The 237-nt window shown below is 65.0% G+C and carries 1 protein-coding gene; it reads right to left on the bottom strand.

Features of this window, described 5'->3' with window-relative positions:
- The coding region (locus ACCC96_RS30425) for a hypothetical protein (RefSeq protein ID WP_413697760.1) at nucleotides 1-193 on the bottom strand (193 nt) is incomplete at its 3' end.
- Nucleotides 194-237 lie beyond the last annotated feature (44 nt).

Genomic DNA, 237 nt, shown 5'->3' with positions numbered 1-237 from the left:
ACATCCAGGCGCTCACAGGACCGCCATTGGCAGGTCCTCCTTCAGCTTCGGTTGCGTACCGCACGCCGCACAGAGGAACAGTGGCATCGCCGCCGTTAGGAGCGACACCGTTGGCGGTGTACAGGGGAACGACGAGCCCGCGGTTGTAGTTGGCGAGGCTGACTCCCTCGACGGTGGTGGACGGGTCGGTCACATGTGCGGTGGTACCCGGGCAAGGTGGAGCCTCAAAGGAGGTGC

Source organism: Pseudomonas sp. Pseusp11 (assembly GCF_047304405.1).
Taxonomy (GTDB): domain Bacteria; phylum Pseudomonadota; class Gammaproteobacteria; order Pseudomonadales; family Pseudomonadaceae; genus Aquipseudomonas.
This window is presented reverse-complemented; position numbering and strand designations above follow the sequence as displayed.